The sequence below is a fragment of the Aeoliella fuhlenseeensis genome (assembly GCF_052161615.1).
Taxonomy (GTDB): Bacteria; Planctomycetota; Planctomycetia; order Pirellulales; family Lacipirellulaceae; genus Aeoliella.
This window is the reverse complement of the sequence record NZ_CP197417.1, coordinates 1,230,682-1,254,853: the sequence shown is the minus strand read 5'-3', so window position 1 is coordinate 1,254,853 and position 24,172 is coordinate 1,230,682. Positions and strand designations below refer to the sequence as shown.

Sequence of the window (24,172 nt, the reverse complement as noted above, 5' to 3'; positions counted from 1 at the left end):
TCCTACCGCTCGTCTACGAAACGTCGACCTTTTCCCTCGAACCGCGGTAGCGTCATTGCCGGCACAAGGTGCACTTCGATGGACAGTCCCAATCGCTTCTGTAGTTCTGCGGCGATGCGATCGGTACGTTCGAGATGATCTTCCACCTCGATCACCACGGTATCCATCTGGCCGCGCTTACGAGCGGTGAGGCGGTACTCGACGACTTCAGGGAAGCTCCTCAAAATCTGTTCGATGCTCGTCGGATAGATATTCACGCCGCGAATCACCAGCATGTCGTCCGCGCGGCCGAGGACACCCCCTTCGAGCAGCACGAATCGGCACGGGCCATCCGTATTCCAGCGCGGTCTAACGAGGTCACCGGTGCGATAGCGCAATAGTGGCGCCCCCGCTCGGCCGAGAGTGGTGATCACGAGGTGCGCCAGCTCTCCCTCTTCGGCTGGTTCGCCCGTTTCGACACCGATGAATTCGGCGAGGAACTCACATTCCATCACGTGCAGCCCGCGAGCCGCCGAATCGCCGTATCCCCATGGTCCGATTTCGCTTGCACCCGAGTGATCGAATAGTTTCGCATTCCAGGTGCTTTCGATCCGTTCGCGAATCGCGGGCACTGAACCGCCCGGTTCGCCGGCGACGAAGATCTTCTTAACCGGCAAGTGATGCAGATCAATTTGGTTCTCGCGGGCGACCTCAGCCAGATGCAGTGCGTAGGTCGGCGTGCAGAAGAGCACCGTGGTGGCGAGCCGTTCCATCAGATCGAGCCGCGCGAGTGAGCTCATTCCGCCCCCGGGTGCGACAAGCACGCCACGCTCGACGAGGGCATCGAACGCGCTCCAGAACCCGATGAACGGTCCAAACGAAAATGCCAGCATCGCGCGATCGGCGGGCGTGATGCCAGCCGCGTCGAGCACGAACTGCCAGCAGTTCATCCACCACCGCCAGTCGTCGGCGGTATCGAACACCGGGAGAGGTCGACCCCGCGTGCCCGATGTTTGATGGAATCGGACATACTGTTCGAGCGGGTGCGTCAGATTCGCCGGAACGATGGGCGGCCCGCCGGTGGGGAGTAGTTCGTCCTTCGTTGTGAAAGGTAACTCCTTCAGCGACTCGAAAGACTCGAGCTGCTTGGGACTTCCGACGAGCTTCTCGGCGTAGAACTTATTGCTTGGAAGTATCTCGGCGAGCAGCGTGTTGAGCCGCCCCAACTGATACGCTTCGAGCGCACCGCGGTCGAGCGCTTCGAGCTGGCGCCGCTGTTCGTAAGTGGTTATGGGGCGTGCGCTCATCGTTCGATCTTGTACTGCTCGATTTTGCGATAGAGCGTCGCGCGGCCGATGCCAAGTAGTTTCGCCGCGTCAGGAACGCTTCCCGCGGTGCGGTGGAGTGCTTCGACGATGAGCTTCTGCTCCCACTTGTCGATGGCTAGGGTGTCGAGATTGTCGCTACCGGTATCGCGTAGCGCGAGGTCCGACGGTTCGATCTCGTCGCCATCGGCCATCACGACGGCGCTGTCCATCACATTGCGAAGCTGCCGGACATTGCCAGGCCATCGGTACGCGAGCAGCTTGTTGCGTGCGGCGCCGCTCAGCTCGAGACCAGGCCGACCATGCACCCGGCGGAAATGGGCCAGGAAGTGATCGACTAAAAGCTCGATATCCCCTTCGCGCTCGCGGAGCGGCGGCAGAAAGAGTTCAAAGACACTAAGCCGATAGAACAAGTCCTCGCGGAATTTACCCTCACCAACGTAGGTTTGCAGGTCGCGGTTCGTGGCCGCGATGACACGGACGTCGACGGTTATTTCTTTCGTGGCTCCGACCGGCAGGAACGGATGTCCTTCGAGAATGCGAAGCAGCTTGGCCTGGCCCTCGAGAGTGAGCTCACCGACTTCGTCGAGAAACAGCGTCCCTAGATCAGCTTGCTGGAAGAAACCTTGATGGTCGCGATCGGCACCCGTAAACGCGCCCGCTTTGTGGCCAAACAGCTGGCTCTCCATCAAGTCGGCCGGAATCGCGGCGCAGTTGACGCTGACCATTGGCTGGTCGGCCCGCCCACTGGCGCGGTGGATGGCGCGGGCGACGAGTTCTTTGCCAGCACCGCTTTCGCCACGGACCAATACGCAACCTGCCGCGCGGCTAACGCGTTGGATCTTGCTCTTGAGCGCCAGCATTGGTTTGCTGTCGCCCAATAGCTCGTCGGTGCCAGCCGTGCTTTCGAGCAATCGCTGGTAGTCCTTCTGCAAACTGGTAATCTCGCGAGCGCGCACCAGAGCAATGGCTACCAGGTTGGCAACCGTAATAATGAAGTCGAAATCGGATTGCCGGAACCGGCCATCTTCGAGATATACGTGGATTGCCCCTAAAGTGTTTCGCTCTTTTGCTTCGCCTCTCCGCACCAAGGGAGCACAGATAGCATCGGCGAAGTGGTCGACGTTCGACCCCTCTTCGGTCTGATTGGCGACCCATACGGCGTGGCCTCGCTGGCTGACCAGCTTCGTCAAGTTGGGACTTAACGTCACCCGCTGCGCAGCGTCGGCGGGTAGTACGGATTTGGGTTTGAGCGTCCCATCGTCCGTGACCCACAAGAACCCGACAATCGACGCCTTGGTTCGCGTTCTTAGAAGTTCGAGCGAAATGTCGACCACCTTGTTGGGGTCACTGCAACCCAAGAGCTTGATGCAGAGCTGATACAGCAGCATCAGCTCTTTCACCTGCTCGGCATCAGGTAGACCCGAAATCGAATCGCTGGTGGGTGCTTGGAGAGCGATCGACTGGTCTTTAACAATGGTCTGCTTCAGGAACGTGCCGGTTTCGGCACCGGCGGTCGGCGGTTGGTCGGTGACTTGGAATTCCATCTCCGAATCGCCCACGCGAACGATGTGGCCGGGAGAGAGGATTGCCTCGTCGATCTTCTGGCCGTTCACGTAGGTACCGTTACGGCTATGGGCATCGCGAAGCAGCCAACCGTCTTCGCACATGGCAAGCCGCGCGTGAACTCGCGAGCAGAGCGCGTCGGCGAGCGCAATCTGGCAATTAGTGCCACGGCCCATCAGCGTTTCGTTCGCGGGGTCGAGGGCAAAACTCGTGCCGGCCTTCTCGCCGGACAACAGCGTCAAATATGCGTACACCTTGATTCCAGTTCCACGCTCGATTGCGATCCGAATATCCCATTATCGCCCGAAACTCGCCGGAAAGCTACACCGCGAGGGGGGAGTGAGATGGCCACGCTTAAGTCTACTGCGCACCATCGTGAGGGCTGCCAGATAGCGGAAATAGTGGTTTCGTTTGTGCGGGGCGATTACAATCAAGGCCCACCTGCCTGGGCCGACTTGAGGCCCGTCCATCTTTCCTCTCGGCTCCTAACCCCAGTGATTCACACCATGAAGTTGCCGCTCGACTTGCGAACCTTGCTGGCGCTGGCCCTAGTTTGTATCGGTTCTCTAGCCCATGCCGAAGAGGAGAAGAAGGACGCGAAGGAGGAAAAGCCCACGCCTCCCGTGGTAACCGAACACGAGATCAACCTCGCCGGCGATACGTTTAAGTACACGGCGACCGCCGGCAAGCTGCCGATGAAGGACGACGCGGGTAAGACAAAGTCCGAGATTTTTTTCATTGCTTACACTCGCAACGACGCCGACCTTACAAAGCGGCCGGTCACGTTCTGCTTCAATGGTGGCCCTGGCTCGGCGAGCGTTTGGCTTCACATGGGCATGCTCGGGCCTCAGCGCGTTCGCGTGCCGGACGACGCGACGACCCCCGCCCCGCCCTACACCACCGAGCACAACCCTCACTCGCTGCTCGACGTCACCGACCTCGTGTTCATCGATCCGGTGAGCACGGGCTACAGCCGTCCGAGCGAGGGCGAGGACACAAAGCAGTTTCACGGCTACGAAGAGGATTTGGCGAGCGTCGGCCAGTTCATTCACGACTACACCACCAAGCACGAGCGCTGGACCTCGCCGAAGTTCGTACTTGGCGAGAGTTACGGTGGTGTTCGCTCGGCTGGTCTCAGCGGAGTGCTGCAAGATCGCTACCGAATGTATCTCAATGGTATTGTAATGATCTCGCCGGTAGTCGATTTCGCGACGATTCGCTTCGCTGAGAACAACGAGCTGCCTTATATCTGCTTTCTGCCAAGCTATACCGCGACGGCGTGGTACCACCGGAAGCTGGGCGGAAAGCTCCAAGAGAAATCGCTAGAGGAAGTGGTGGAGATGGCCGAGGAGTTCGCTTACGGCCCTTACGCTCACGCCTTGCTGCTAGGCACCTCGCTTCCCGAAAAGGAGATGGACAAGGTGGTATCGCGGTACGCGGACCTCACTGGCCTCGACGAAGAGTACGTCCGCCGGGCCAACCTGCGGGTCGACATGAGCCGCTTCGGCCGCGAGCTGTTACGTGAGGAGGGCTTCACGGTGGGCCGCTTTGATGGCCGGTTTAAGGGCATCGACCGCGACAACGCAAGCGATCGCTACGGCTACGACGCCAGCAACTCGGCAATCACCGGCGTGTTCGGTGCCGGCATGAACGACTACCTGCGCCGGGTGCTGAACTACGAAGACGACCGCGTGTACGAAATGGGTGGCGCGGTCCGCCGGTGGAACTATGGATCGTTCGAGAACAGCTACGTCGACGCGAGCGAAACATTGCGGGATGCGATGAGCAAGAATCCCCACCTCGAGCTCTTCGTCGCTTGCGGGTATTACGATCTCGCGACGCCCCAGTTTGCGTTCCGCTACACCAAAGACCATTTGATGCTGGTGCCCGAGTACCTCGATCGCGTGACGGTCGATCACTACGAGGGTGGCCACATGATGTACATCTACGAGCCATCGGCAAAGAAGCTTCGCGACGACTTGGTGGCATGGTACAAGAAAGCCATTCCGGGCAACTAGACATCGCGGCGACTAGCGACTGACACCCTCAGCATCCAGCAGCAGCGTGTTCGACACGTCGTTGCCGAGGAGCCCGTGCGCGTCGAGTTGCCAGACGACCTTCTTGGTAGCCGGATCGACTTCGATTAGCACCGGATTGTCGGGTCCGGCGTGGCAATTGCCGATGACGTAGTGGCCATTGGGCAGGACCTCGAGGGTCGTCACCCACGCTAACGTCATACCATCGAGATCGCGCTGCGCAAGTTTCCAAACGACCTCGCCGGTCGGCGTTACTTCGAGCACGCTGTGTCCATTGCCGGTGGCAACCAGAGTGTTGCCACTATCAAGACGCACGGCTCCGAACACCGCATTCCCAAAGGCGTGAGGTCCGTGGCCATCGCGCGGCTGGCGGCCAAACAGAGGAACCTTGTACTCCCAGACTACCTCACCGGTATTGTCGCTCTCGGGGCCGGCGTATTCACGAACGGCACCATCTCCTTCGTGGCACACCAAGTAGTTGCCCGAGTCGAGCTTGCGTACTAAGCGTGTATCGCGATGGGGGTGGGGATGATCCACCTTTAGCTTGGTCTCATGGACGATTTCGCCGTCGCGATTGACTTCAATGATTCGCCCCACGCCACTTTCGGCAATCATTACCCGTCCATCCTCCGCTGGCCAACCTGCAACGGGCTGGAAGGAATGGACCTCGACTGGCTTGCCATCGTTGCCATTTGCCGTCGCCGAGTTGTACTCCCAGATCACTTCCTTGGTCTCGGGGTCTAGCTCGACGACGGCGGCACCGCCGCGCTGCACCATCAGGTGGCCATTCTCGAGGGCATGGATATCGTGGATACCTCCCCACGGCATCTCCCACTCGATTTCGCCTTGATCGTCAAGCATGACGAGCTTGCCGGCGCCCTGAGTTGCCACTCGATGCTGAGCGAGCGTATAGGATGCAAGCGTCAGCAACGAGACGAGAACGAGTAGGCCGATGCGCATGGGGGAGCGGTCCTGATGGTGCAGCTTCGAGGATCTACGACTTACTTGCTTTGCCGACGAGCCTGATTTCGCCGGGTTTGAGCCGAAACATGGCCCCGCAATCGCGATGTGAGGCCGCTCTTATCGAGGCGATTCTGCGTGGCAGCCGCCTGGACTTCGAGTTGCGACGTATGGTCGACATGCAACGCAGCCGATCCTTTTGCCTTCCGCTTGCTAGTAACCGCAATGTTGGGGTTCTTGGAGGTTGTCTTTTTGGCCACCTTCTTCTTGGCCACTTTTTTCTTCTTGACGCCCTTTGTCGCTACTTTCTTCTTGGCCGCCTTTTTGCCCTTCGTCGTCTCCGGCGCCAGGGTGCTAACGTCCGCCGGAGCTGGTGCCTTTGCGGTCTTTTTCTTAGCAACCTTCTTCTTGGCGACCTTCTTCTTGTTGATTGTCCGTTTCTCTTCGGTCAACTCGCTGCGAACGGCTGCCCGATCGGCACGATGACCAACGGCACGCTTCGCCTTGGTGGCCCGCTTGGGTGCCTTCGACGAAGCTCCCGCCGCTTCGAGCTTCTCGGCCTGTGCTTCAAAGGCCGCTAGCGCGTCACGGAATATCTCTTCCTTCAGCTTGGTCCGATCGGGCGTGGCTCCCACGCTGATCTTGGCATTGGGACGAGCCTGGGTGCGACCCAGTTTTTGGGACTTCTCGAGCAAGTTGCGAGCCCGCTTCGCCTGTTGCCGCGCTTCGGCAAGCGTTAACTTCTTCAACTCTGCACCGCGGCTGGCCTTCACCAATTCCACTTCGGCGGCCGTGCAGACACTCTTCACCTTCGCATGGGGGACACTCATATCATTTCCTCGGATAGGGTGATCGCTGGCGGAGAGACAAGATAGAATTCGCATCCGTCTCTTCGAGTTTACCCCCATCGCGCGGTTTGCGGCTAGCCTTGCCCAGCGCAATTCCTAGAAACATCGTCCCTGCGGCGAGGGCGATGTGGTGAGTGGTAGAGGAGTATCGAAATGAAGAGTGGTGGAACCCCACTCCGCGTGGCGTTATGGGTGGTGATTCCACCGAATGCAGACAGGAGCGTAGTTTACTTCGATTTGAGGTCGAATTTCAATTCTTCGGTGGCAGAGCCGGTACCCACTTCTAAAGCCAAGTCACTGTCGTAGCCATACTTGTCGGGCAAGATGTTGTCGAATGGATTCTGAACGTCCGAGGGACCGAGTCGCGGGTTGGGTTTGCTCGGACGAAGCGCAAAGAATCGAACGATCTTTTTGCCGGTTTTCACTTCGCCGTTGAATTGGCCTTGAGTCACCAGGAGAGTGGTAGGAGGGGTGCCATCGCCGTGGTCGAACTCGACACGGGCGTCGTCCAGTGGTTTGCCATCGAGCGAAACCGCGCCGGCGACCATTGCCGTCTCGGGACCACGACTACAACCTACTGAAACTGCCAATGCCAGCAGAACGAGGAGAGGGGAAAGAAGGTTAGCGCGCATGATCGAATCCATCGAGCGATATTAGTCGAACTAGTTTAGAGGCCCTCTTTAATCACTTGCCCTTCGTCTCGGGTTGCCAGCGCTGCGAGGGTTGGCAGCGAAATGTCGTCTTTCAGGAACAAGACAGACCCGTCGGCTAGCAGTGCGTTGACCCCGCCGGGATGAGCCGAGTTGAGCGGAATGTTCGACCCGATGACGCCGACGCCGGTTAGGCGGCTGTCAGAACTGGGTTGCCCAAATTCCTCGCGATAGGTCCAGCCGGTCTTTTGGTTGATACCGTAGCGTACAGTGGTGCATTGATGGGCCCGCCAATCGCCACTGGCATCGGGGTGATCCAATCGCGGGGTAGTCTTTTTGTTAGCCCCCAGCAGCCAGCCGTAGGCCAGCCCCGAGCCAATCGGTAGCTCACGCCCATCGGTGGAGAAAAGCATGTCGTTCTGCTCGCTCGCCATTAGCGTGTTGGTGGTGCCATCTGTGATCTTGCTGATCTTGGTTTTGCCACCTGCGAACAGAACGCCACCGCCGCCAGACATACCGAATTGAGCTCGGGTTTTGCGAGTTTCGTTGAAGCCGATTAAGTTCACTTCGGCGGCCCCCGTTTGCGGCACCGCGAAGCCAGAGATTCCCACAAAATGATTCAGCATCACGTCGCGTGGCAGCCAGGGATCGCCGAAGCTGCCGCCGGTTGTGGTTCGCTGGGTGATGGTGGAAGACGGGCACTGGTAGATGGGAATCTGCGCGTTGCCCGCGACGTTGTAGTTATGAGGATCGGTCCAGCCGGAGCCATTGTTGTTAACCGCGCCGTTGGCCGTCTCGCCGAACAGCATCTTGTCGTAGATCGCGTCCTGTTCGGCGAACGGAAGCAACCACACCGTCCAGGCGCTGCCCCAGTTGTCAACGGTCGATTTGCCTACGGGTGGTTCGTCCGAATGACCTCCGTAGGGGAAGTGGTTGCGTGTGCTGTGAAAGTTGTGCATGCCGATGCCCACCTGTTTGAGAGCATTCAGGCATTGCGTACGGCGTGCGGCTTCGCGAGCTGCCTGGACGGCGGGCAGCAACAGCGCCACGAGAATACCAATAATGGCAATGACCACCAGCAGCTCGACCAGCGTAAAGGCCTCGCGGTACAAATGGCTGAGGCGAATGCGATTCTTTTTGGATGGCATAACCTGATGCTCCGTGTGAGAAGTAATTCTTCGAATCTATCCCCTGCCGAATGCACGCGGAGCAGTCCGGCATGCAAGGCGAATCGATTGCAACCGCCACGTGCCGGCAAACGCAACGCCCGCCAACAGCAAATACCAGGCGTCGGGCTCTGGCACTGGGCGTCCTTCAACGAGTTGCCCCGCGGCAATCATCGCTTTGTGCAGTTCATACAAGTCGCGCATATCAGTGATACCATCGAAGTTCAGATCGCCATGCGTCACGCGTGCTAAATCGGTGGCGTGCCCCGTGGTGTACCAGCCGAGCTTCATCGCATCCAGATCGGCGGAATTTACCAAGCCATCTTGGTTGACATCGCCGAGGACACCGTTCGGAATTCCCGGCGGCGCGACGATGCGTAGCAGCACGCTGTCCGTTCCGTTGTTAAAGTCGAAGCGATCGGGTCCGCCAATGAGAACTAGCTCGTTGTTCTCGTCCTGGGCGATGCTCCAGATCCGTTCGGGAAGCGACTCTCCACCCGCCGCAATGCGCAAGCGGTAGAAGTTGTCACGGCTCGAAGCCATCGTCGTACTCGGGTCGCCGTAGTAGAGGTCAACCACGTTCGTCGACTGCGTGTAGTCCTCGCCGAAATCCGCGAAGACGTACTTTCCAATGAGTTGCGGAATCTGCGTTCCGCGATACACGAATCCGCCGACCACCAAGTTCGATTCGCTAGTGGTGCCATCGTTGTGGAAGAGCTCGAACACGGGGTCGATGCTGCCACCGATGGGTTGCCCACCGTTAGTCCCCTCACGGTTGGGCCAGCCGTAATTTCCACCATTGGTCACGCGGTTGATCTCCTCGCGTCCCGCCGCTCCGACGTCTCCCAGCCACACCTCGTCCGTCTCGATATCGACAGTGATGCGGTAGTTGCTGCGGAAGCCATAGGCGAATATCTCGCGCAGGGTTGCCGGATTGGCGTCCGCGGCAAAAGCATTCCCAGGATGAATACGATAGGCGCCATTGGTGCTTGTCGGATCGGTGCTAGATGGATTCGAGCTCGGGTGCACTGGATCGATCCGCGACACCGTGCCGTAGATGCTCGTGTTATCCTGGGCGAAATTGGGGTTGCCACCCCCATCACCGGATGCGACGTACATGTACCCCTGAGAGTCGAAAGCCAGATCGGCCAGATTGTGAATCGAGCCTTCTTGCTGCACCCGCATCACCTGCCGACGGATCGCGTTATCCCCGGGTTCAAGTACGCTGGGGTTCGCTCCCAAGGTAAGCGAGGTGGCGTTTAGATTCGTGAGTCCCCACTCGTAGATCACGTTTTGGTGGTTGATGCCAGTACCAAAGTCGGCGGCGGCGGTGCCGGTAAGTTCGTGGGTGATGGTGTAGAACTTGCCATAGCCGGGCGAGCCGGCCACGAGGAAGTCGGGATGCACTTCAATGCTCGTAGGCCCGTTACCCGCGTCCGCACCAATGGAGTTAGGGTTCGCCGTGTTGAGATAAGCTCCGGGAGCGACCGAACCATCCGCGTCCACCAGGCGTACGAGTCCGCCGAGTGTCATCACCAAGTGCCGACCGTCGCCCAGCGGAGACATGTCGAGTGCCGAGAGTTGGTCGACACCGGCCACGTTGCCGGCGAAGCCGGTGGCGAACGTCTCAAGCTGCACGGTAACATCGCCCAGCGGAACGGCAGCCAAGGAACCCGATGCCGCGAAGCCGAAACCCAGTAGTACCAAGATCGGGATGCTGTGCTGAAGTAGTCTCTGCATTTCGCCTTCGTTCTCTCTGTCGCTTCCGGGGATACGTACGGTGCCGCAACTTGCTCTCGAACCCTTCATCACTCGCTTCGACGTCTGTTCGACCGGCGGCTTCTCCAGCCCGCGATGGCTAATAGAGTTAGCAAGTTCACGTAGCTTGCCGGCTCGGGAATTGCCACGCTCACCTGACCGATCGCGCCTGAGCCTCCATTGCCGAACGCCGACTTCCACACTTGGTAGTCGGCGGCATCCACTCCGTTCAATCCATTTCCCGCGTTGTTGATTGCCTCTTCGGTCGCGGCCCCGAGGTTGTCACGCCAGACGGTGTAATCCGCCAGATTCACGATGCCATCGTTGTTGAAGTCGCCATTGAGCGAGGCGTACTCGCCAATGTACGTGACGAGGCTCGTGATGACTCCGCTTGGCGTTGCGAATCGGAACGTCAGATCTTCATGACCGGCCGACGCTCCGTCGTAGATGAATCCCAAGGAGGTCTCGCCGGTGTTAAACGTCGAGGCGCCGCCAAAGAATCCCTCAATGATCTGGCTTGAATCGTTCGCACCGTCAAGCTCCCACCCATCTCCGAAACCGGTCCCGGTGGGGAAGCCCGCGTTTCCAGCTAGCGGATCGAGGCCACCAGCATTGAGGTGATCACCAAGACTGACCACCTCGTAGGCATTGAGATTCACCGAGCCGGCTGTGTTGTTCTGTAGCTTGACTTCGCCAGTGGCTCGGTTCACTTCGATCTCAACATACGGATTCGTAGTGCCGTTAAGCTGGATGCCTTGCTGAGCATTCGTAATGATCTCAGCGATGTCGCTAGTCGAAAGGGCTTCGGCGTAGAGACCTACCTCGTCGATCTGTCCTCGCCAGAATCCGAAGCCACCCGCCGCAGCCGAGCCATCGTCGTTGGGCTTTCCACCGATCCCAAGCCCCGTGGCGAAACCCGCGTCGGTGGGTTGCATCAAGCTGCCTCCATACGCACCTGTGGCAACTACGGTGCCATTGATATAGAGGCGGTGCTGACCTGCTGCCGCGTCCAAGACGAAGGCCGTATGCACCCATTGGCCCACGGGAATATCGGTTGGCGAAACGTCGTTCGGAAACTCTGCGCCACCGGCGGTGCCATAGTAGTTGTTCAGGGTATTCGCGTCGTTCACTCCAAGGCCGAAGTGAAACTGGCCGGCAACGGCTTCGCCCCAGTTTTTGACGATGGTCTCCCAGGTAGTGTGATCAGTAGATTCGGCGTACACCCATGCTACTGCCGTCATATTGCTGCCGGTCACCTTTACAAAATTTTGACCAACGGCCGCATCATCGACACCATCGCCGCTGAACGCTGTCCCCAACCCGGGGTGCATACTACCGCCAAACAGCGCGCCACCGACCATATTGAGGTCGATATTATTACCCGATGCGTCGTTCGCGCTGCCGTTGAGCGGATAGTAGCCATGAAGCTGTGCGGTTGCTTCGCTACCGGCAAAGCACGTCGCGACGAGTATCGCCAGGGCATACCCTCGATACTTTCGAAGCATCGTGATGGCGGCAAGCGGAACGAAAAGCCATAGAGTTGCCGGCTCTGGCACGGATGCAGAAGCATGGATCGCGGCAAAGGTGCCAGTGCCATTCGCGGCTTCAAACAGCCCCGCGAAGATGGCGTAGTCGGTGAGGTTCTTGCGGCCGTCGCCATTCAGGTCACCGCCCAGATAGGCCTCGACCGGCAACATCCCAGCGGTATTGGAAGCCGACGCGGTACGCAGATGGACGTAGTCATTCACATCAATATCGCCATCGGCGTCGAAGTCGCCGGCACCGAAGCTTTCGCCACCATTGCCCGCGAACGAGGCAGATAGCGTCTTTAAGGTACCTTCTCCGTCGTTGAGCAGCAGGTCGATCTCAATGTCTTCGTTGGGATTGGCAATCCAGGCACCTAAGCCGAAGCTGACCACCTTTCCAATATCGATCGTGCCGCCATCGGTGCCAGGGACACCTTCGCTGAACTCGATGCTGAACTCATTCGCGGTATTGGTTAGTACTGTCCAATCGTCGTTGGCGTCAATCGAACCATCTCCACCCGGCGGAGCGTCAAAGCGCCCGGCGATGGTATCCCAGGCCGAAGGATCGAGTGCTCCGGAGGCGGAACGTACCGTGTAGCCTAGCAGGTCGATCTCGAAGCTGGAGTCGTTGGTGAGGACAATCTCGCCCGTGTCGCGATTCACTACCAGCGAAGGATCGAGCGTGACATTCTGTGTGTGATCGTTGAAGAAGTAGAGTCCGCCGATCTGAGGCTCACTCAGCGAACCGTTGAAGATTGTGAACTCGTCCAGACTACCCGCGAACCCTTCGCTCCAAAAAGACGGATTGCCCACCTGAACCTGCGGAAACGTATCGACGAGGGCCGCGGTGCCCGTTGTTAACAACGACCCATCCTTGTACAAGCTGATGGCGGTGGCAGTCGCGTCGTAGGTCACGGTATACATGTGCCAGGCGCTATCGACAGAGAAAGCGGTGCCTGCGTTAACGTCGACGCTCGCACCCCAGAAGTGCATACCGCCGAAGTTCAATAGTGCGCGCCCGCGGCCGGTATCTCCTCCACCGCTGTAGTCGTCGTTGATTCCAAAGCCCATCACGTGAACCAAATCAGGCGGAGCAGTTGTCAGATTCGCCCAAATATTCATCGACCAACTATCGGTAGCCAAGGTCGGAACAGCCTCGGCGAAAGTGTTTTCCACCCCGTCACCAGGTGTTGCGCCTCCATCGGGAGAAGGATCAAACGCGGCCGCTTGGCCAAACTTACCTGTGACGAACGTCGGGGTGCCGGTAGCTGTTCCATCGTGACCGCTGCCGGATGTGTCGTTGTAGTTACCTTCGAAGCTCCAGCGATGAACCAGGGTTTGCCCCATCGTGCTGCAAGAACTTAAGAGAAGAACTGTCGCAGCCAACACGAGTCTCTGTAGCATCATCGGGACTTCTCCTGGCTAGTCAAAGCAATTGGAACTCATTGAATGCGCAGGGGCACGACGAACGCTGCCCTACCTATCGTCGTCACCCCTGCGCAATGCCACCTTAGCCGGCCGAGCGGATGCTCGGACCGAGCTCTATTAAAAGTTGCACTTCTGCGAAACGCCGCGAACCCCACGGTTTCGGCACTGCGTGACGAGGGACCTACCGCCTCGCGCCGAAACCGGCCGAGTCACAGCACCAGGACGAACGAGATCAGCACGCCTATCCGAACAGGACAAGAAGTTGATTTGCGGACAAACGTGTTTCTAACGGATATATACCGATTTCTCTTGGAGTGTCCCACGGTCTCAGAAATTTTTGCGAATGGTGCAGCCCGCCGCGTTTGGTGATATCCACCACAGAATTCTCCTTCCTTTTTTGTCCTCTTAGGGGCAATTTGGCTTCGCCGCGGTATAAGAAATGGGTGAATGTTGCTGGCAAGCCGGCGACGGCGGGTTATGCTACGACGGTTTGTGAAGGTTTCGCGATTTTCGAATGCTCGTCATGGCGTTGTTGGCCTCCATCGCGCTGCGATTTACAAGTGGCCCCCAACACCATCCCACAGCCCTCGGGCCGCGTTAACGACTTTTATGGGGAACGACGCCGAAATGCCAAGTAGCCACGCCGACCCCAAATCCACGCCCGAACTGCCTAGTGAATTACTTGGTGAGTTTGTCCAATTGCTGGCGGCGCATCAGACTGCCATGTTTGCCTACGCAGCCAAGTTGTTGGGCGATCCGCACGAGGCGAACAACGTCGTGCAGGAATCCAATCTCGCGATCTGGCAAAAGGCCAACGAATTCGAGCCAGGCACTGAGTTTGGAGCCTGGGCTTCACGAATTGTCTATTACCAAGTGCTGGCCAACCTTCGCGACCGCAAGCGACAGCGACTTGTGTTTGACGAAGAACTGGTGACCAAGCTAGCGGACCTGCGCACTCCCAAAGACGTGGATGAACGCCGCGTGGCCCTCAGGTCATGCTTGCAAGAGCTTCGCAACGACCAGAGAGAGTTGATACGTCGCCGGTATTTTCAAAGTCAATCGGTAAAGACGATGGCGTCCGACGTGGGGAAGTCGCCTGGGGCGGTTCGCAAGTCGTTAATGCGGATTCGACTAGTGCTGCTTCAATGCATGGAGATGAAGTCGGGAGATATCTCGTGAGCCATTCGTCCTACCAACCATCGTCTGAACTAGCGCAACTCGTCTCCGCACACATGGATGGGTTGGCGGATGCCTCGACGCATCGTCGGCTTCAGGAAATCCTGTTAGCAGATGACGAAGCGTGCGAATGGTTCGACCGCGTATCGCTCGTGCATTCGCTGCTTCACCTGGATGGGCATCACGACACGCTAGAGTTGCCTCCCAGTGTGTTTCCGGACCGTGCACTGGAGGTCGCGCTCGGCGGCAGCGACCGCGACTCGCACTTCCTCCAGCTTTCGACCAAGACTTCAGCATCTCCCGCTCCGCGCTCCATTACCGCACGTTTGAGTGGAGGCGGTGGCCTAGGTGGGCGTTACCGACTCCTTATGGCGATCGCCGCCTCGCTGCTCGTCGTGGCAACAGGGGCTGGCAGTCTGCTGTATGCGACCCATTCCGCCCGCCCGTTCCGCGGAGATGAGGTAGCGACTGTCCGCGCGGCCGTGGGTGCCCGCTTTGCTTATGGCAGCGATGGCGAAACTCGTCCCAAGCCGGGGAGTTCCCTTCGCCAGGGAAGTTACGAACTGCTCGATGGCTTACTGGAGATCGAGTACCCCTCTGGTGCCAATCTCGTCATCATGTCGCCCGCTGAGTTCCGATTGGCGGACGCCATGCGGGTGGAACTTGTTGATGGTAAACTTTCTGCAGACATCCCTGAGGCCGCCATTGGCTTCACGGTCGACACCGTGGGAGGGAGCGTCGTAGATTTAGGAACCTCGTTCGGAGTCGAGGCCCGGCGCGGCGAGAGTGCCGATGTGCACGTGTTCGAGGGAGAGGTCCGCGTCGAAACGGCGGAGGAGACGGGCGAAGCTGTGCAGCCTCTGCAGTTGTTTGCGGGCCATGCATCACGCATCAATCCTTTCTCGTCCATACCGTCGGGGATCGACGTCGACCATCTCCGCTTCGTCCGGCACTTAGGAGTGGCTCAGAATCGTTACGCCGACGCAGTCCTCGCCCTCAAGCCGGCTGTCTACTACCGGATGGAACCGGTGGGAGACGGCGACTGGCTGGAAGATTGTTCGCCGTCGGGTGCCCATGCAAAGATTCACACGTCGAGCTCAGGGGGATCCCCCTGGACTGGTGGGAAGGTGGGGGCAGCTTTCGCCCTTGGTGGACCTTCGCAACAGACGTTTGCCGTCGCCGCCGACTACCCCAAGGCCGAAGGAGATGAGCTGACTGTCGTTTGCTGGGTGTATGCGGAGTCGCGTCCGTTCTGGGCGAGCATTGCCAAGAACTGGGGCAACCCGGTAACTCGCGGGCAGTTCCATTTCGGGCTATTGGATTTCTCTGGCGAGCTAGCAGCACACATCTTCGACCCCGACAATCCGTGCGATGAAGAAGGGTACATCCGCGACGTTTGCGCTCAGGACTCGGTTCCGCTACCTTTACACGAATGGCACCACGTGGCGATGGTGGCCGATGGCTCGATGCTAAGGCTCTATCGAAACGGCGTCGAGGTTGGCAGCGCTCCCTATGAGTCGCTTCACATGGAACCCAATCTGCGAGCTCTGGCCATTGGAACCAAGCTCGAGGACAGTGGCGACTCGCCAGCCGACATGCCCAACCGCAGTATGTGGGACGGGCGATTAGATGAATTGGCTATTTTCAATCACGCTCTCTCTCCGGATGAGATTCGGGGCTTGTACGAACTGTCGCGCGATTCTACAGAAGTCGTAGAGCTCGTGGTTCAAGAACCTCAGCTAACTATCGCGCTGGACGAAGGTAGGTAATCACACCTGCTGCCCACGACATGCTCCTTCGTCGGCCCTCCAGGTTATGGACGGCTATTCGGCGGGTGCATGCACCCATAAGAGGTTTTCCATGCAAACCAACTTTCACTACCGAACTCTGTTGCTAGTCGGCCTTGCTATCGCGAGCTTTCAGTCGCGAGCGTCCAGCGCAACGGCAAATGCGCCCGTGCAGTTCACTCGCGACATACGGCCGATACTTTCGGATAAGTGCTTTGCTTGCCATGGACCCGATCGACGCAGCGAAGTGAGCGAACTCACCGATTTGCGGCTCGACGATCGCGAGTCGGCTACTTCGGCCGACGCCATCGTGCCGGGTGATAGTGGGGCGAGCGAGTTGCTCGCGCGGATCGTTTCCACGGATCCGGACTTATTGATGCCCCCCGCGGATTCACACAAGGCGAAGTTGACCGAGGCCGAAGTTGCTCTCATTCGCCGCTGGATCGACCAAGGGGCTGCCTATGAAAAGCTATGGTCCTTAGTGCCTCCTCGTCGGACTGAGCTGCCGGCCGTGCGGCAGAAGTCCTGGGCCCAGGCTCCATGGGATCACTTTGTGCTGGCTCGATTGGAAGCCGAAGGCTTCGAACCCTCTCCGATTGCCGACCGGCGCACTTTGCTGCGCCGAGTCACGTTCGACCTCACCGGTCTGCCTCCCACACCGAGCGAAATCCAAGCGTTTGTTGACGATCCCACCGACACTCAGCAGGCACTCGAGAAGGTTGTCGAACGGCTGCTAGCATCCCCTGCCTACGGCGAGCACATGGCAGCCGAGTGGCTGCAATTGGCGCGGTTCGCGGATAGCAACGGTTACCAAAACGACTTCCGCCGCGAGATGTGGATCTGGCGTGACTGGGTAATTGACGCCTTCAACTCCAACATGCCGTACGACCAGTTCGCTTTGGAGCAGATGGCGGGGGATTTGATCCCTTCGCCCACCCAGTCGCAGCTCATCGCCACGGGCTTTCATCGCAACAACCGCACCGTGACCGAGAATGGGTCCGTCGACGAGGAGTGGCGAGTGGAGAACAACATCGATCGAGTGGAGACGACAGCGACGGCGTTCCTCGGCCTCACGATGGGTTGCGCGCGATGCCATGACCATAAGTACGACGCGATCAGCCAGGAGGAGTTCTATCAGTTCTATGCCTTTTTCAACAGCATCGACGAGAAAGGCGTTTATGTCGAACAGCGTGGCAACGTTCCTCCTCTACTCAAGGTGCCCACGCCCGAACAGCAAGCTCGACTCGCTGAACTAGATACTCGTATCGAACAGGCGCGGGAAAAGATCGCGAAGGTCGCGGGATCCCAATCCAAAACGCTGATTGACTGGGCAAAAGAATCGCTTGATCACGGTGCATCCACCCCCGTCGTGTGGTCCCTTCCGCTGAATGGATCACTTGAACCTCTGGTGGCTTCCGAAGACCTGCCACCTTTATGTGTGACGTACCGCGGGGGGACGCCCGAATGGGACGACTCCATCACGGGGGAAGCCCTAAAGTTCTCGGGTGAGCCCGACTCGCACCTGGAGTTTTCGCAACACAACAGCCCCGGCCGAGACACCCCGTTTGCAAGCGCGATTTGGATTCGTCACGACGGAGGTGAGGGAGCCATCCTCAGCCAAATGAACGACGCCGAACGTTACCGCGGCTGGGATCTGATCGTGCTGCCGAACCAACGGGTTAAGTTTCACCTAATCCATCACTGGAACGACGATGCAATTGCCGTCATCAGTCGTGCCACGATTCCCGAAGGTGAGTGGTCGCACGTAGCGGTCAGCTACGACGGTAGCGGGCGGGCGGCGGGTGTGCGGATCTTCGTCAATGGCAAGCCAAGCGAGCTTGAGGTGGAACAAGATTGCCTGGAAGGCACGACCGTGTCGGATCAACCACTTCGAGTCGGCCGCCGGTCGTCGGGACTGTACTTCAAAGGTGCAATGGCCTCACTACACTGGTGCCCGCAGGCCCTCGACGAAGGGGGTGTAGCCAGTCTGACAGCCCATGATCTTGCGCGAGCAGAGGGGTTAGAAATCAAGCAATGGCCAAAGGGTCGGCAAGAACTCCTGCAACGATTCGCCGCACGTGACCAACCGGGAGGCGCGACTCCTGAGCATGCCGAACTCGCCAAGCTCGAAGGGGAACGCAAGAAGGTGGATGACGAACTGGCAACGGTGATGATCCTTCGCGACCGGGCGACGCCGCGGCCAACGTACGTTCTCGAGCGCGGAGTCTACGATGCGCCGGATGAATCGAAGGCTCTTTCGCCCGACGTACCCGCGATGCTTCCGCCGCTACCCAAGGATGCACCGCGCGATCGCTTGGCGCTTGCAAACTGGCTGGTGGATCGATCGCACCCGCTCTTCGCCCGCGTTCAGGTGAATCGCGTTTGGCAGCGACTTTTTGGGCGAGGAATTGTTGCCACCCCCGATAATTTTGGTGTGCAAGGCGACTCTCCCTCGCATCCCGAACTACTCGACTGGTTGGCGGTCGAGTTCGTAGAGTCGGGTTGGGACTTAAAGGCGCTGCAGAAGCAGATTGTGCTTAGCGCGACCTATCAACAGTCCTCCAACGCCTCACCCACTGCTTACGAACAAGATCCGAACAACATTCACTTGGCGCGTGGTGCACGATTTCGGTTGCCCGCCGAAATGCTCCGCGACAACGCCTTGGCAGTCAGCGGACTTCTCACCCACAAGGTTGGTGGCCCTTCGGTGAAGCCGTACCAACCCGAAGGACTGTGGGACGAACTGGCCGGCGGGGCTGGCGAAGGCCCCTATGTGCTGAGTGAAGGTGCGGACCTGTTTCGACGAAGCCTTTACACCAATCGCAAGCGAACGGTCCCCCAACCGACGCTCAGCACGTTCGACGCCCCGAGTTTCGAGATTTGCCAAGCGGGGCGCATGGCGACTAACACACCGCTCCAGGCGTTAGCCTTGCTGAATGACAAGACTTATGTCGCCGCTGCTCGAGCGTTCGCGGTTCGACTGCTGAACGAAGCTGTCGACGAGCCTGGTGCTCGCATACGTTACGGGTTTGAACTTGCGACAGGCCGACAACCTGACGATCAGGAACTCGCCGTGCTTCGTGCAGCGCTCGACCGCCACCTAGCCCACTACCGCGAGCAACGCCAAGACGCCGAACTACTGCAGGCAGTCGCCGACTTGAATTCTAGCAATTCACACGATCCCTCCGAGGTGGCTGCTTATACGATCATCGCGAGCGTTATCCTCAATCTCGACGAAACAATTACCCATCAGTAATTGCCTACGAACATGTTTCAGAAGGTGAACAACTTGGTTAGCTCAAGCGAATCCCACCATCGCCGAATTTTCTTACGTCGCTCTGGCGTTGGATTGGGCGCAGCGGCGCTAGGTGCCCTGATGCAAGGCACCACAGCCGACGCGAGCGCCACGAGTCGCACCACGACGGAAGCTGGGCTGGCCGGTCTGCCCCATCATCCGCCGACCGCGAAGCGAGTGATCTACCTGTTTCAGTCGGGTGCGCCGTCCCAATTCGAAACGCTCGACTACAAACCCAGCTTGGAGAAGTACGCCAAGACCGAGCTACCCGAGTCCATCCGCATGGGTCAGCGTCTCACCGGTATGACATCGGGGCAGGCCAGTTTCCCCATCGCCCCCTCGGTATTCAAGTTTGTTCCTTGCGGCAAATCGGGGACGATGATCAGCGAGTTGCTTCCCCATACAGGAGGGATTGTCGACGACCTCTGCATCATCAAATCGGTCCACACCGAGGCCATCAATCACGACCCAGCGATTACCTTCTGCCAAACCGGATCGCAGCTGGCGGGTCGCCCCAGCATCGGCGCTTGGGCTGCCTATGGGCTCGGAACCATGAACCGCGATCTGCCAACCTTCGTCGCGCTGGTGTCGCGGGGCACAGGGCGTGCGGCTGGCCAGCCCTTGTACAGCCGATTGTGGGGAAGTGGATTTCTTCCTTCGCGCTATCAGGGCGTGAAATTCCGTAGTGGCAAAGACCCTGTACTGTACCTCCCCACGCCGGAGGGGATTAGTGACTCCACTCGTCGGCGGATGCTTGACGACATCGCCGAGCTCAACAAGCACAACTACGCCAAGGTAGGCGATCCAGAGATCCTCACACGGATCGAACAATACGAACTAGCGTTTCGCATGCAAACCACCGTGCCAGATCTCACCGACATCTCGGACGAGACCGAAGACACGCTCGCCATGTATGGCCCCGACGTCCATGTGCCAGGCACTTATGCGAGAAACTGCCTTCTTGCCCGTCGCATGATCGAGCGCGATGTCCGCTTCGTGCAGCTCTACCATATGGGTTGGGATCAACACGACAACCTGCCCGACCACCTGTCGAAGCAGTGCAAGGATACCGACCAGGCTTCGGCGGCCCTTGTCCGAGATCTGAAGCAGCGGGGGTTGCTGAAAGATACGCTGGTGGTCTGGGGTGGCGAATTCGGTCGCACGGTTTACTGCCAGGGAAAGTTGGCACCAGAGAATTACGGCCGCGATCATCACCCGCGTTGCTTCAGCGTCTGGATGGCAGGGGGTGGCGTGAAGCCGGGCATCACTTATGGTGCCACCGACGAGTTTGGGTATAACATCGTAGAGAGTCCGGTGAACGTCCACGACCTGAACGCCACCATTATGCACTGCCTTGGTATCGATCACGAGCGACTGACTTACAAGCATCAGGGCCTCGACATGCGACTGACCGGTGTTGAAAAACAACACCCCGTAACGGATGTCTTGCTTTAGTTGGGCGCATTACGAATTAGCACCTTGGAAAGCGGGCCTTCGCATGGAGTTCTTGGGGAGATCAATGTCGGACGCCTCGGTTCGCACACAGGTTGTTGCAATCGCCGTGATGTTGGTCGGCTGTGCCACCACCGTCCGTGCCGAGCCCGTCGACTTTCAACGGGATATCTTGCCTCTGCTCGCGGATCGCTGCTTTACCTGTCATGGTCCCGATGCCGGAAGTCGCGAGGCCGACTTGCGACTCGACACGGAAGCTGGCGCACTCGCCGAGCTGGGAGGTGGCGGCCAGGCAATCGTTCCAAAGGAGCCTGCTGCGAGCATGCTACTTGAACGCATTCGTAGCACTGACGACTCGATGCGCATGCCGCCCGTTGAGTCGAATTTGAAGGTTACTGCTGCCGAAGCTGAGCTACTTGAGCGGTGGATCGCGGAAGGTGGCAAATACGCCGCGCATTGGTCGTTTGTTCCCCTCCCTGGAAAGGTCACGCCGCCCGCACTCAAGAATCCATCTTGGCCCACTTCGCCGATCGACCATTTCGTACTTGCTCGACTGGAAGCCGAAGGTCTGCGACCATCGCCACCTGCGGAGAAGCTCACGTGGTTTCGGCGGGTAACGTTCGATCTAACGGGACTCCCGCCAACGCCAGCACAGATAGCCGACTTTACGGCGGACTCTACGCCAGATGCCTATGAAAAGGTCGTCGATCGGCTACTCGCTTCCCCACATTATGGCGAACACATGGCGGTGGCTTGGCTCGACGCCGCACGCTACGCCGATTCGTACGGGTATCAGTCGGATTTGCTTTGCACCACCTGGCCCTGGCGTGACTGGGTGGTTCGCTCGCTGAACGAGAACTTGCCGTTCGATCAGTTTCTCACTTGGCAACTGGCTGGCGACCTCTTGCCGAATCCAACCCGAGACCAGCGATTGGCAACCGCCTTCAATCGTCTGCATCGCATGACGAACGAAGGGGGATCGATCGCCGAGGAATTCCGTCTGGAATGCGCTGCCGACCGCGCGCAAACACTGGGGACGACGGTGCTCGGTTTAACGGTTGAGTGCGCGCGCTGCCATGACCACAAGTTCGACCCCGTTTCGCAGCGCGAGTTCTACCAACTCACCGCTTTCTTCGACAACATCGACGAGTGGGGCACCTATGGCGACATGGAGCGTACTCCTACGCCCACGATATTGCTCCCGACACCCGAGCAGGAACAAAAGTGGCGACAACTTCAAGAAGCCCTGGCGAACTCGGAGCAAGCCTTGCACGACGCCCTCCCTACAGGCGAAGAGCGGTTTCGAGACTGGCTCACCATGGCGAAGCCGAGCGAGTGTATATCCCAGGGCCTCGTAGGCTACTACTCGTTGGACGATATCGGTCCCAATCACCAACTAACTAACTTGGTGGATCCAGCTGCCCACGGTTCGACCTCCGCGGCGAATAGTGTCGTCCCTGGCAAAGTTGGAAATGCCCTGCAACTGGCCGGCGATGAAGCGGTACACTTTCCGAAGGTCTGCGGCTCGCTGAGACCCGACGAGTCGTTTACGGTGGCTATGTGGTTGCAGGTGCCCGAGAGCGCCGGTGATGGCCTGATTTTTCACCGATCGGGCGGTACCGATATGGGTTATCACGGCACCGAACTAAAGCTTCGCGATGGCCGGTTGTTTTTCGGCATGATACGGTTCTGGCCCGGTAACGCGATTGCCGTGGAGTCGAAGGATTCATTCCCTAAAGGCAAGTGGGTCCACGTCGCTATTACCCACGACGCCAGCATATCGGCCGATGGGATGCACCTCTATATCGATGGCACAAGAGTCGATCGCGTCGTCCGCGACAAACTGACGAAGTTCCCTGGCCAGGATGGAGAGGGCCTCACGTTTGGCGAACGATTCCGCGACCAGACGCTTCGGCAGATGAAGCTCGACGAACTACGAACCTTTGACCGCCCCCTCGCGTCCATCGAGATCGTCGAGCTCCACGACGGGAACTCGCTCACCGAAGCGCTCGAGCATCAAGACGCCTCCTTGCTCCGAGATTACTATCTAGAAACCATCGACGCCGAAGTGAAGGACGCCAAGCAGCAGCGAAATAAGCGAGCGGCGGAGCTGCTAAGTTTCCAGACTGGGCTTTTGGAAATGATGGTGATGGAAGAGCTACCTGAGCCTCGCGACACGCACCTGCTCGCCCGTGGCGACTATGACGCGCCAACGAGTAACGATACACTCGTCCAACCCGCGGTGCCGGCGGCTCTCGGTACCTTGCCGGAGGGAGCAAGCGGAAGTCGCTTGGATCTAGCACGCTGGCTCACCGCGCCCGATCATCCACTTACCGCCCGCGTGGCAGTTAATCGGTACTGGCAGATGTTCTTTGGCCGGGGGCTCGTAGAAACGTCCGAAGACTTTGGAACGCAGGGCAAAGGTCCTTCCCATCCCGAGCTGCTCGACTGGCTGGCGCGAGACTTCATCGACAGCGGCTGGGACGTGAAGCGGTTCTGCAAACAAGTCGTTCTCTCCTCGACCTACCGTCAGTCTTCCGCTACTACTTCGTGGGAGGTGGACCCTCAGAACACTTTGCTCGCTCGTGGCCCATCGGGACGGATGTCGGCTGAGGTGCTTCGAGATGGAGCGCTTGCCGCATCAGGGCTTCTCGATCCACGCCTTGGTGGCCCCCCGGTGAGTCCCTATCAACCGGGCGACCTGTGGACGGAATCCAACTCCATGAGCCCCGCTTATCGGCAAAGCGTTGGCAGGGATCTTCATCGACGGAGCCTTTACACCGTCATCAAGCGAACTGCGCCCGCACCCAACATGACGGCGTTCGATTCGTCGTCGCGCGAAGTCTGCACCGCACGCCGAACCACCACCAACACGCCGATCCAAGCCCTCGTACTGCTCAACGACGTGCAGTTCGTCGAGGCAGCACGCGTACTGGCAGAGGAATTGCTCCAGCTCGCGGGCTCCAGCGACCAAGAACGCGTGGCTCACGCTTTCGTTCGCCTAACTGGGAGACCGGCAAGCGAACAAGAACTCCTATTGCTCGTCGATCTGCTTCACAAGCAGCGCACGCACTTCGAGCAGCATCCCGATTTAGCCAAGGAGCTAGTGTCGCTGGGGGATAGAAAGCCGGACGCACGATTGTCCGTTGCCGACCTTGCAGCGACCACCATCGTCGTTCAGACCATTCAGAATCTCGACGCCACGGTGTGGAAGCGGTAG

Annotated in this window: 14 protein-coding genes; 6 read left to right on the top strand and 8 right to left on the bottom strand. The window is 58.9% G+C overall.

Annotated features, from left to right (window positions below; genetic code table 11):
* Positions 1-2: 2 nt before the first annotated feature.
* Together SH292x_RS04980 and SH292x_RS04975 are read right to left on the bottom strand one after the other, a co-directional pair.
* Positions 3-1,286, bottom strand: a complete 1,284-nt coding sequence (locus SH292x_RS04980) for a phenylacetate--CoA ligase family protein (RefSeq protein ID WP_442484482.1) — start codon at positions 1,284-1,286, stop codon at positions 3-5.
* Positions 1,283-3,124 carry a sigma 54-interacting transcriptional regulator gene (locus SH292x_RS04975; protein WP_442484481.1) on the bottom strand — a complete coding sequence of 614 codons (1,842 nt, stop codon included), beginning with the start codon at positions 3,122-3,124 and terminating at the stop codon, positions 1,283-1,285. Before SH292x_RS04975 ends, SH292x_RS04980 begins: the two co-directional genes overlap by 4 nt.
* Positions 3,125-3,376: 252 nt before the next feature.
* On the opposite strand from SH292x_RS04975, the gene SH292x_RS04970 reads away from it, so the two are divergent.
* Positions 3,377-4,888 (top strand): S10 family peptidase, encoded by a 1,512-nt coding sequence (locus SH292x_RS04970; RefSeq protein WP_442484480.1) that lies wholly within the window; start codon positions 3,377-3,379, stop codon positions 4,886-4,888.
* A gap of 12 nt (positions 4,889-4,900) precedes the next feature.
* Here SH292x_RS04970 and SH292x_RS04965 read toward each other — a convergent pair whose 3' ends face one another.
* The 6 genes from SH292x_RS04965 to SH292x_RS04940 all read right to left on the bottom strand — a co-directional run bounded on the left by SH292x_RS04965 (position 4,901) and on the right by SH292x_RS04940 (position 13,221).
* Entirely contained in the window at positions 4,901-5,866 is a 966-nt protein-coding gene (locus SH292x_RS04965; RefSeq protein WP_442484479.1) for an outer membrane protein assembly factor BamB family protein, read from the bottom strand.
* Between the two features lie 41 nt (positions 5,867-5,907).
* Complete coding sequence (locus SH292x_RS04960; RefSeq protein WP_442484478.1) at positions 5,908-6,696, bottom strand: hypothetical protein; 789 nt, start codon at positions 6,694-6,696, stop codon at positions 5,908-5,910.
* A 245-nt stretch (positions 6,697-6,941) separates the two neighbouring features.
* Complete coding sequence (locus SH292x_RS04955; protein WP_442484477.1) at positions 6,942-7,346, bottom strand: hypothetical protein; 405 nt, start codon at positions 7,344-7,346, stop codon at positions 6,942-6,944.
* A gap of 35 nt (positions 7,347-7,381) precedes the next feature.
* Positions 7,382-8,512, bottom strand: coding sequence for a DUF1559 domain-containing protein (locus SH292x_RS04950; RefSeq protein WP_442484476.1), 1,131 nt, complete (start codon positions 8,510-8,512; stop codon positions 7,382-7,384).
* A 36-nt stretch (positions 8,513-8,548) separates the two neighbouring features.
* Positions 8,549-10,270, bottom strand: coding sequence for a PQQ-dependent sugar dehydrogenase (locus SH292x_RS04945; RefSeq protein ID WP_442484475.1), 1,722 nt, complete (start codon positions 10,268-10,270; stop codon positions 8,549-8,551).
* A 68-nt stretch (positions 10,271-10,338) separates the two neighbouring features.
* Positions 10,339-13,221 carry a LamG-like jellyroll fold domain-containing protein gene (locus tag SH292x_RS04940; RefSeq protein ID WP_442484474.1) on the bottom strand — a complete coding sequence of 961 codons (2,883 nt, stop codon included), beginning with the start codon at positions 13,219-13,221 and terminating at the stop codon, positions 10,339-10,341.
* Positions 13,222-13,869: 648 nt separating this feature from the next.
* Here SH292x_RS04940 and SH292x_RS04935 point away from each other — a divergent pair.
* The 5 genes from SH292x_RS04935 (at position 13,870) to SH292x_RS04915 (ending at position 24,172) form a co-directional block, all read left to right on the top strand.
* Positions 13,870-14,421, top strand: a complete 552-nt coding sequence (locus tag SH292x_RS04935; protein ID WP_442484473.1) for a sigma-70 family RNA polymerase sigma factor — start codon at positions 13,870-13,872, stop codon at positions 14,419-14,421.
* Complete coding sequence (locus SH292x_RS04930) at positions 14,418-16,187, top strand: LamG-like jellyroll fold domain-containing protein (protein ID WP_442484472.1); 1,770 nt, start codon at positions 14,418-14,420, stop codon at positions 16,185-16,187. The genes SH292x_RS04935 and SH292x_RS04930 overlap by 4 nt, the downstream gene beginning before the upstream one ends.
* 91 nt (positions 16,188-16,278) lie before the next feature.
* Positions 16,279-19,461, top strand: coding sequence for a DUF1553 domain-containing protein (locus tag SH292x_RS04925; RefSeq protein WP_442484471.1), 3,183 nt, complete (start codon positions 16,279-16,281; stop codon positions 19,459-19,461).
* 120 nt (positions 19,462-19,581) lie between these two features.
* Positions 19,582-20,955, top strand: coding sequence for a DUF1501 domain-containing protein (locus SH292x_RS04920; RefSeq protein WP_442484470.1), 1,374 nt, complete (start codon positions 19,582-19,584; stop codon positions 20,953-20,955).
* A 64-nt stretch (positions 20,956-21,019) separates the two neighbouring features.
* On the top strand, positions 21,020-24,172 hold the full coding sequence (locus tag SH292x_RS04915; RefSeq protein ID WP_442484469.1) for a DUF1553 domain-containing protein: 3,153 nt from the start codon (positions 21,020-21,022) through the stop codon (positions 24,170-24,172).